Genomic DNA, 9,547 nt, shown 5'->3' on the forward strand with positions numbered 1-9,547 from the left:
CGCAACGGTTCGAATGCGGATCGTCATGTGCCGTTCCTCCGTGGGGAGTTGAGGTGTCGGCGCCCGAGTATTCGCGCGTAGAACGGGAGTATCCGCGCGTAGAGGGGTGCCCGGAAGTCCCTGGAGGTTACGAGGCCCTGTACGGCACATGACGATCTTCGGTGGAGCGGAAACCGAGCCGTAATTGCGTATGACTTGCAACTACTCGCCCAAGGGGGGAAAGATGGCCCAGCTTCCGCCCGGACCACCCGAAAGGATCACAGGATGTCCAGCGCCGTAGGTGCCGCACCCGTCAGATGGCGCGACCGGCTCACTCGCGAGGAGTGGCTGCGCCTGGCCGGGATGGGCGGCTTCATCCTCGCGCTGCACGTCATCGGCTGGTTCACCCTGCTGGCGCTGGTCGCACCCGAGCACTACGACGTCGGCGGCCAGGTCTTCGGCGCGGGCATGGGCCTGACCGCCTACACCCTCGGCATGCGGCACGCCTTCGACGCGGACCACATCGCGGCGATCGACAACACCACCCGCAAGCTGATGGGCCAGGGCAAGCGGCCGCTCTCGGTCGGCTTCTGGTTCTCGCTCGGGCACTCCTCGATCGTCTTCGGCCTCTGCGCGCTGCTGGCCTTCGGCATCCGCTCGCTGGCCGGCCAGGTGGAGTCCGACGACTCGACCCTGCACCAGATGACGGGCCTCATCGGCACCGCCGTCTCCGGCACCTTCCTGCTGCTGCTCGGCCTGATCAACCTGGGCGCCTTCAACGGCATCCTCAAGGTGTTCCGCCGGATGCGCGAGGGCGAGTACGACGAGGCCGAGCTGGAGCGCCAGTTGGAGCGGCGCGGGCTGATGAACCGGATCCTCGGCAAGGTCACCCGGGCGGTCACCAAGCCCTGGCACATGTACCCGGTCGGCCTGCTGTTCGGCCTGGGCTTCGACACCGCCACCGAGGTGTCCCTGCTGGTGCTGGCCGGCGGCGCGGCGGCTTTCTCGCTGCCCTGGTACGCGCTGCTGACCCTGCCCATCCTGTTCGCGGCCGGGATGAGCCTGCTGGACACCATCGACGGCTCGTTCATGAACTTCGCCTACGAGTGGGCGTTCTCCCGGCCGGTCCGCAAGATCTACTACAACCTGACCGTCACCGGCCTGTCGGTGCTGGTCGCGCTGGTCATCGGCCTGATCGAGCTGATCGGCCTGCTCGGCGAGAAGCTGGACATCACCAGCGGCCCGATCGCCTGGATCGGCGAGCTGGACCTCAACTTCGTCGGCTACGCGATCGTGGTCCTGTTCGTGCTGACCTGGATCGCGGCGATCGCGTACTGGAAGTTCGGCAAGGTCGAGGAGAAGTGGTCGGCCGGTCTCGCGGCGGCCGAGTCGGAGTGACCGCCGGATCGGAGTGAGTGCAAGGGCCGAGTCGGAGTGGGCACAGGGGCCGAGTCGGAGTGAGCACGAGCGCCGAGTCGGAGCGAGCACAAGGCCGAGGGGCCGGTGACCGGGGTCTGGTCACCGGCCCCTCGGGGCTTTCCGGAGCCGGGCGTCAGTCCGGCATCACCGCAGCGCGGCCAGCACCGCGTCCGCCATCACCTTCTCGCCGGTGGCGTTCGGGTGGAACGGCACGGCGGGCGAGCCGGGCAGCGCGCCCTCGATCCAGCGGTCGTCCGAGCACACGTCGTGCCCGACGGTCGGCGTCGCGGTGTCCACGTACGTCGCGCCGTTCGCCGCCGCGGTGGACCTGAGGGCGGCGTTCAGCCCCTTGAGCACGCCGTACATGTACTCGACGTCGCCCGGCGTCACCGGCTGGCGCAGCACGCACTTCGAGCCGTCGGCGGGCAGCACGGTCGGGTAACCGACCAGCAGCACCCGGGCCTTGGGGGCCTTGGCGTGGATGCGCTGGAGGGTGTCGGCGACCTGCGGGGCGATCGTGGTGGTGATCCGCTCGGCCAGGTCGTCGTTGCCGTACTGCCAGGACCACGTGTTCCAGTCCCAGTAGCCGTGGTGGTAGACGTCCTTGCAGGGCGTGCCGAGCGGGTTGACGACCGCTCCGGCGATGCAGGTGGCGACCAGTTCGCCGAGGCCCAGGTCGCTGGCGGCGAGGTCGTTGCCGCCGATGCCGAGGGTGACCAGGTCGGTGTCGCCGTTCACCGCGTCCAGCTGCGGGTCGTTGACCCTGATGAACGCGTCGTACTGCGGCTGCGTCATGGCCTTGACCTTGGCGGCGGAGCAGGTGACGTCGGTGTATCCGCCGGCCTTGAGCGCGGCGGCGACCAGGTGGCCGTAGTTGTGGTCGGAGCGCAGGCACAGCCCGCCCGACTGGCCGGGCACCCCGGCGCCGGCGGCGTAGGAGTCGCCGAGGGCCACGTAGTGCTTCGGGGCTGGGGTGGTGGCCTGGGCGGTGGTGGAGGTGAGCGCGAGGGCGGCGCCGAGCGCGACGGCGGCGAGCGCGGTGGAATTGCGGAGTCGCCGGGAATTCCGGGCAGGGCGGAGCACGGTTCCTCCTGAGGGGAGAGAAACGACGGGTGGGGGTCGCCGATCGACGGGTGGTGGGGGTCGTGCCGAGCCGGGCCGCAGCTACTCGCAGGTAAGTTACTGCCAGGTTTCGTGGACGTCCATGCTTTCGACGGAAATTGCGGAAATTCCGTCAGATGGCACCGGGTGCCATTTCGAATTCCGCTCCACCGGGTATCGGTCGCATTTCCGAAACGCGGTGGAGCGGAATTCGTGCGAGCGGTTGTTACCGGCTGGTTGACCGGACGTCACCCCAGGCCGCAGTATCGGGCGCACACCGATGGCGGCCGCTCCGGCGTGCCGTCCCGGTGGCGGCGCCCACGCCCGGCGCGCCGCCGCCGCGAGCCGCGACGGAGGACTGCGCATGGCCCTGGACGCCGACGTCATCGTCATCGGAGCGGGACTCGCCGGCCTCGCCGCCACCGCCGAACTCGCCGACGCCGGACGGAAGGTGATCCTGCTCGACCAGGAGCCCGCCGCCTCGCTCGGCGGCCAGGCCCACTGGTCCTTCGGAGGCCTCTTCCTGGTCGACTCGCCCGAGCAGCGCCGGATGCGCATCCGCGACTCGCACGAGCTCGCCTGGCGGGACTGGCTCGGGACGGCCGGCTTCGACCGGCCCGAGGACGCCTGGCCGCGCCGCTGGGCCGAGGCCTACGTCGACTTCGCGGCCGGTGAGAAGCGCTCCTGGCTGCACGGCCAGGGCGTGCGGTTCTTCCCCGTGGTCGGCTGGGCCGAGCGCGGCGGCCTCACCGCCGACGGGCCCGGCAACTCGGTGCCGCGCTTCCACATCACCTGGGGCACCGGGCCCGGACTGCTCGCCCCCTTCGTGCGCCGGGTCCGCTCCGCGGCCGCGCGCGGACTGGTCGACCTGCGCTTCCGGCACCGGGTCACCGGGCTGGCCGCCACCGCGGGCGCCGTCGACACCGTCACCGGCGAGGTGCTGGTGCCCAGCCCGGCGGCCCGCGGCGAGGCCAGCTCGCGCGAGGTCGCCGGACGCTTCGAACTGCGCGCCCAGGCCGTGATCGTCACCTCCGGCGGCATCGGCGGCAACCACGACCTGGTCCGCAAGGCCTGGCCCGCCCGGCTCGGCACCCCGCCCGCCCGGCTGCTCTCCGGGGTGCCCGCGCACGTCGACGGGCTGATGCTGGACGTCGCCGGCGCCGCCGGGGCCAGCCTGATCAACGGCGACCGGATGTGGCACTACACCGAGGGCATAGCGAACTGGGACCCGATCTGGGCCCGCCACGGCATACGCATCCTGCCCGGCCCGTCCTCGCTCTGGCTGGACGCGCGCGGCCGCCGGCTACCCGTCCCGCTCCTCCCCGGCTTCGACACCCTCGGCACGCTCGAACACATCATGGCGAGCGGCCACGAGTACACCTGGTTCGTGCTCAACCAGCGCATCATCGAGAAGGAGTTCACCCTCTCCGGCTCCGAGCAGAACCCCGACCTGACGGGGAAGTCCGTACGCGGCGTGCTCGGCCGCGCCCTGCCCGGCGCCCCCGGGCCGGTCCAGGGACACCTGCGGCACGGGCCGGACTTCGTGGTCGCGGGCAACCTCGCCGACCTCGCCCGCGGCATGAACGCCAAGACCAGCGAGCCGCTGATCGACCCCGACGAGCTGCGCCGCACCGTCGAGGACCGGGACCGGCAGGTCGCCAACCCCTTCGCCAAGGACCTCCAGGTCACCGCCATCCACGGCGCCCGCCGCTACCTCGGCGACAAGCTCATCCGCACCGCCGCCCCGCACCGGATCCTCGACCCGGCCGCGGCCCCGCTGATCGCCGTCCGGCTCAACATCCTCACCCGCAAGTCGCTCGGCGGCCTGGAGACCGACCTGTCCTCGCGGGTGCTGCGCCCGGACGGCGAGGTGCTGCCCGGCGTCTACGCGGCGGGCGAGGCGGCCGGCTTCGGCGGCGGGGGCGTGCACGGCTACCGCTCGCTGGAGGGGACGTTCCTGGGCGGCTGCCTGTTCTCCGGCCGTACGGCGGGACGGGCGGCGGCGCGGGCGGTGGCGTAAAGCGGGCGGTGGCGTAGGGCGGTGGCGTAAAGCGGGCGGCGGCGTAGGGCCGGCGGCGCGGCGCCGGTGCGCCCCCTCCCCCGACGGGGGCGCACCGCCACTGCTCGGGTCCAGCCTCCCCGAGCGGCGCCCGCGTGCCTATCCACTTTCGGCCACGCGACCGCAGCTTTTCGGATAGCCGGACGGCCCCCCGGCCGTACGAAGCCCCGGTGGCCCCTCAGGCGCGGCGGGTACAGTGCCGGTGCGGGACACGCCGCAGACCAGGACCGCAGACCAGGACCGCCGACCAGGGGAGTACCGCAGCCGATGAGCCGCCGAGACCGCGACCGGAAGCAGGGCTCCGGCTCCCCGGTGACCGTCACCGTCTGCCGGGGCTGCTGCTGCGGCACCGAGGCCAAGCACCCGGGGGTGGACCACGCGGGGCAGTACGAGCGGCTGCGTACGGCGGTCGGCTCGGCGGGGCGGGTGCGCGCGGTGAAGTGCCTGGACGTGTGCACCCAGTCCAACGTGGTGGTGGTCGGCCCCTCCGCGGAGGGGCGGGCGGCGGGCGGCCGTCCGGTCTGGCTGGGCTTCGTGCTGATGGACGAGATGATCGAGGACATAGCCGCCTGGGTGCACGCGGGCGGCCCCGGCCTCGCCGATCCGCCCGGCCTGCTCGACCTCCAGCTGATCTCGGTCTCCCGCCGGGTCCGCGAGGCGCTGCCCGACTGAGCCGGCCACCCGGTCGCCCATGAGCCGACTGATCATCAGATCGCGGTCTCGGGGCGCTCACGGTGCCCGACCACTACCATGACCGGTGGCATCGAGCGGTTCCGCGCCCGGGGAGGAAGACGATGACGACGGTCTGCCGCATCTGCGCGGGCACCGGCCGGACCGCCGGCCTCAGCTGCCGGACCTGCCAGGGCACCGGAACCACCGAGGTGGGCGGCGGGGGCGGCAACTGCTTCCTCTGCGACGGCACCGGGGTCTACGTCCGCTACCGGGTGGACGCCACCGGCGCCAAGCACGCCTACCGGGACGAGATCTGCCGCACCTGCGACGGCACCGGCGACCGGGCCGAGAGCCCGTGGGACGAGCCCTCCTCCTGATCGCACCGGCTGCGACGGCGCGTCAGCCCTCGCTGTCGGCGGGGGCCATGATCCGGCGTTGATTCGATATGACCATGCTCTTTACCTAAGCATGGTCGAACATTGGCGTTCGAGTGGGGCGCGCGCAGAGCCCCGTTCACCGGAAGTCCGCGTCCGGTCCACGCGTCGCTGACAGAGTCCCGCGCATGGATATCCCCAACATGGGCGTGCCGGCCAAGCTTGCCGACCGCATGAGCATGGCCGAGCAGCACGAGTACCTGCGGGCCCGCTTCTCCCGCCGCCGGATGCTGCGCGCCGGTGCCGTCACCGTGGGCGCCGTCGCCGTCGGCGGTGCCCTGGGCAGCGGGACGGCCTTCGCCGCCCCGGCGACCCCGCAGCTGCTGACCGGCGCCACGACCGACGGGATCGACGGCGCGCTGGTCGCGCCGACCGGCCGTCACCTCCAGTTCGGCCCCGAGCCGGACACCCAGTTCCGCATCTCCTGGCAGGTCCCGGCGCCGGTCAAGAAGCCGTTCCTGCGCTTCGGCAAGACCCCGTGGGAGCTGAGCCACAAGGTCCAGGCCGAGGTCCGCGCCCTGCACACCCCGGCGCTGACCCCGACCGGCCAGCCCGTGGACCAGTACTACCTGCACGTGGCGCTGGAGGACCTCCACCCCGACACCACCTACTACTACGGTGTCGGCCACGAGGGCTTCGACCCGGCCTCGCAGCAGCAGATCTCCACCCTGCACACCTTCCGCACCGCGCCCTCCCGCGACCACCGCTGGGGCAAGGTGTACGAGCCGTTCACCTTCACCGCCTTCGGCGACCAGGGCGTCAGCGCGCACGCGGCCGGCAACGACAACATCATCCGGGCCCAGAAGCCGGCCTTCCACCTGCACGCCGGCGACATCTGCTACGCCGACCCGGCGGGTTCCGGCACCGACCCGGACAAGTCCGTCTTCAACGCGAAGACCTGGGACGACTTCCTGGTCCAGACCGAGACGGTCGCCGCCGACATCCCGTGGATGGTCGCGTACGGCAACCACGACATCGAGGCCTGGTACTCGCCCAACGGCTACGGCGGCGAGAACGCCCGCTTCTTCCTGCCGAACAACGGCCCGGACCCGCGCAAGGTCCCCGGCGTCTACACCTTCCGCTACAAGAACGTCGGCGTCATCTCCCTGGACGCGAACGACGTCTCCTACGAGATCCCGGCCAACCTCGGCATCTCGGCGAACAAGCAGACCAAGTGGCTGGAGCGCACCCTCAAGGACCTGCGCAACGACGAGACCATCGACTTCGTCGTGGTCTTCTTCCACCACTGCGCCTTCTCCACCACCGTCGCGCACGCCTCCGAGGGCGGTGTCCGCGAGGCCTGGGTGCCGCTGTTCGAGAAGTACCGGGTCGACCTGGTCATCAACGGCCACAACCACATCTACGAGCGCACCGACGCCATCCTGGGCAACAAGGTCTCGAAGCAGGTGCCGAGCGGCGCCACCATCGAGCCGGCCAAGGACGGCGTGGTCTACGTGACCGCGGGCGCGGCCGGCCGCAGCCTCTACAAGTTCGACGTGCCGGACACCTACGAGGGGCACGAGAACCACCAGGACGAGGTCAAGACCTACTACTGGGGCAAGGGCAAGGTGAAGGTCCCCGAGACCATCCAGTGGTCGCGGGTGCGCTACACCGGCTACTCCTTCATCAAGGTCGACGTCACCCCGGCCCGCCTGGGCCAGAAGTCGGTCATGAAGGTCACCGCGCTCGCCGAGAACGGCACGCAGATCGACAACTACTCGATCCTGCGCAAGGTCGGCGAGGGCTGGGACTCGGACCGCGACGACGACGGCCAGGGCGGCGGCTGGGGCTGGTAGTCCCGCGTAGTCCCGCACGTTCGGTGTGACGGGCCCCGGCGCCGAGGTTCCAGAGCCTCAGCGCCGGGGCCCGTACATGATCACGGCGACCCCGGCCAGGCAGATCAGCGCGCCCAGCACGTCGTAGCGGGTCGGCCGGAAGCCGTCCACGAACACGCCCCACAGCAGCGAGCCGGCCACGAAAACCCCGCCGTACGCGGCCAGCACCCGGCCGAAGTGGCTGTCCGGCTGCAGCGCCGCGACGAAGCCGTACGCGCCGAGCGCCACCACCCCCAACCCGGCCAGCCACCACGGCCGTTGCTCCCGCACGCTCTGCCACACCAGCCAGCAGCCGCCGATCTCGGCGAGCGCGGCGAGCACGAACAGGGCGACGGAACGAAGGACGGTCATGTGGTCGAGCGTAGGCGCTCAGTTCTGCTTGTACGTCGCCAGGAAGCGCCCGATCCGGTTGACGGCCGTCTCCAGGTCGTCGGCGCGCGGCAGGGTGACGAAGCGGAAGTGGTCCGGGCGGGGCCAGTTGAAGCCGGTGCCCTGGACGACGTGGATCTTCTCGCGCAGCAGCAGGTCCAGCACGAAGCGCTCGTCGTCGACGATCCGGTGCACGGCCGGGTCGAGCCTGGCGAAGGCGTACAGGGCGCCCTTGGGCTTGACGCAGCTGACGCCGGGGATCTCGTTGAGCGCCTTGACCGCGATGTCGCGCTGCTCGGTGAGCCGCCCGCTCGGCAGCACCAGGTCGTTGATGGACTGGTGGCCGCCGAGGGCCGCCTGCACGGCGTACTGCGCGGGCACGTTGGGGCACAGCCGCATGCCGGAGAGCATCGTCAGGCCCTCCAGGTAGTCGGTGGCGTGCTGCTTGGGGCCGGAGACGACCAGCCAGCCGCTGCGGAAGCCGGCCACCCGGTAGGCCTTGGAGAGGCCGTTGAAGGTGAGGGTGAGCACGTCGTCGGCCAGGGCGGCCAGGCAGTGGTGCTCGGTGCCGTCGTAGAGGATCTTGTCGTAGATCTCGTCGGCCAGCACCATCAGGTGGTGGCGGCGGGCCAGGTCGAGGATGCCCTCCAGCAGTTCCTTCGGGTAGACCGCGCCGGTCGGGTTGTTGGGGTTGATGACGACGATCGCCTTGGTGCGGGCGGTGATCTTGGCGGCGATGTCGTCCAGGTCCGGGTACCACTCGGCCTCTTCGTCGCACAGGTAGTGCACGGCCTTGCCGCCGGCCAGCCGGACCACCGCCGTCCACAGCGGGTAGTCGGGCATCGGGACGAGCACCTCGTCGCCGTCGTCGACCAGCGCGGTGACGGCCATCTGGATCAGCTCGGAGACGCCGTTGCCGAGGTAGACGTCGTTGACGGTGACGCCCTGGACCCCGCGCTGCTGGTAGTACTGCACCACCGCGCGGCGGGCCGGCAGGATGCCGCGCGAGTCGCTGTAGCCGTGCGCCTTGGGCAGGTTGCGGATGATGTCCTGGACGATCTCCTCCGGCGCCTCGAAGCCGAACGGCGCCGGGTTGCCGGTGTTCAGCCGCAGCACGGTGTGCCCGGCCTCCTCCAAGGCGTTGGCTTGGTCGACCACCGGGCCGCGGATCTCGTAGCACACGTCGTTGAGCTTGCTGGACTGTCGAAACTCCATCTGCGGCCTCCCGACCGTCACCACCCGCTCCGTTACTGCTGCTTTGTTCTACCAAGTGAGCACTTGGAAAGTCCAACCTCTTGGCTATGCTGATCCACATGTCACGCCGAAGCTACGACCAGTACTGCGCCGTCGCCCGCGCCCTGGACGCGGTGGGCGAGCGCTGGAGCCTCCTGATCGTCCGTGAACTCCTCGACGGCCCGCGCCGCTACACCGACCTGCACGCCGACCTGCCCGGCGTCTCCACCGACATCCTCGCCGCCCGGCTCAAGCAGCTCGAAGGCGACGGGCTCGCGCTGCGGCGCCGGCTGGAACGGCCGGCCAATGCGACGGTGTACGAGCTGACCGAGCGCGGACGCGAACTGCGGCCGGTGATCGAGGCGTTGGGGGAGTGGGGGCTGGGCGCCCTGGGCGAGCAGCGGCCCACCGACGCGGTGCGCGAGCACTGGTTCACGGCTCGGAGC

The 9,547-nt window shown here is 71.1% G+C and carries 9 protein-coding genes; 6 read left to right on the forward strand and 3 right to left on the reverse strand.

The window, feature by feature from the left end:
- Window positions 1-264 precede the first annotated feature (264 nt).
- Window positions 265-1,377, forward strand: a complete 1,113-nt coding sequence (locus tag J0670_RS20090; RefSeq protein ID WP_207813017.1) for a HoxN/HupN/NixA family nickel/cobalt transporter — start codon at window positions 265-267, stop codon at window positions 1,375-1,377.
- Window positions 1,378-1,542: 165 nt separating this feature from the next.
- Here J0670_RS20090 and J0670_RS20095 read toward each other — a convergent pair whose 3' ends face one another.
- Window positions 1,543-2,481 (reverse strand): SGNH/GDSL hydrolase family protein, encoded by a 939-nt coding sequence (locus J0670_RS20095; protein ID WP_207813018.1) that lies wholly within the window; start codon window positions 2,479-2,481, stop codon window positions 1,543-1,545.
- 382 nt (window positions 2,482-2,863) lie between these two features.
- On the opposite strand from J0670_RS20095, the gene J0670_RS20100 reads away from it, so the two are divergent.
- From J0670_RS20100 to J0670_RS20115, 4 genes are all read left to right on the forward strand, one after another.
- The gene (locus tag J0670_RS20100) at window positions 2,864-4,519 is read left to right on the forward strand and encodes an FAD-binding dehydrogenase (RefSeq protein ID WP_207813019.1); all 1,656 of its coding nucleotides are present in this window, start codon (window positions 2,864-2,866) and stop codon (window positions 4,517-4,519) included.
- Window positions 4,520-4,825: 306 nt separating this feature from the next.
- Window positions 4,826-5,230, forward strand: coding sequence for a (2Fe-2S) ferredoxin domain-containing protein (locus tag J0670_RS20105; protein ID WP_207813020.1), 405 nt, complete (start codon window positions 4,826-4,828; stop codon window positions 5,228-5,230).
- Window positions 5,231-5,352: 122 nt separating this feature from the next.
- Complete coding sequence (locus J0670_RS20110; protein WP_207813021.1) at window positions 5,353-5,607, forward strand: hypothetical protein; 255 nt, start codon at window positions 5,353-5,355, stop codon at window positions 5,605-5,607.
- A 185-nt stretch (window positions 5,608-5,792) separates the two neighbouring features.
- Entirely contained in the window at window positions 5,793-7,460 is a 1,668-nt protein-coding gene (locus J0670_RS20115; protein ID WP_207813022.1) for a metallophosphoesterase family protein, read from the forward strand.
- Between the two features lie 57 nt (window positions 7,461-7,517).
- On the opposite strand, the gene J0670_RS20120 is transcribed toward J0670_RS20115, so the two are convergent.
- Both J0670_RS20120 and J0670_RS20125 read right to left on the reverse strand, forming a co-directional pair.
- The gene (locus J0670_RS20120; protein ID WP_207813023.1) at window positions 7,518-7,850 is read right to left on the reverse strand and encodes a YnfA family protein; all 333 of its coding nucleotides are present in this window, start codon (window positions 7,848-7,850) and stop codon (window positions 7,518-7,520) included.
- Between the two features lie 18 nt (window positions 7,851-7,868).
- Complete coding sequence (locus tag J0670_RS20125; protein ID WP_207813024.1) at window positions 7,869-9,083, reverse strand: pyridoxal phosphate-dependent aminotransferase; 1,215 nt, start codon at window positions 9,081-9,083, stop codon at window positions 7,869-7,871.
- A 98-nt stretch (window positions 9,084-9,181) separates the two neighbouring features.
- Between J0670_RS20125 and J0670_RS20130 the strand changes: the two genes are divergently transcribed.
- On the forward strand, window positions 9,182-9,547 hold a 366-nt coding region (locus J0670_RS20130), incomplete at its 3' end, for a helix-turn-helix domain-containing protein (RefSeq protein ID WP_207813025.1).

Source organism: Streptomyces sp. FH025, from assembly GCF_017427025.1.
Classification (GTDB): domain Bacteria; phylum Actinomycetota; class Actinomycetes; order Streptomycetales; family Streptomycetaceae; genus Kitasatospora.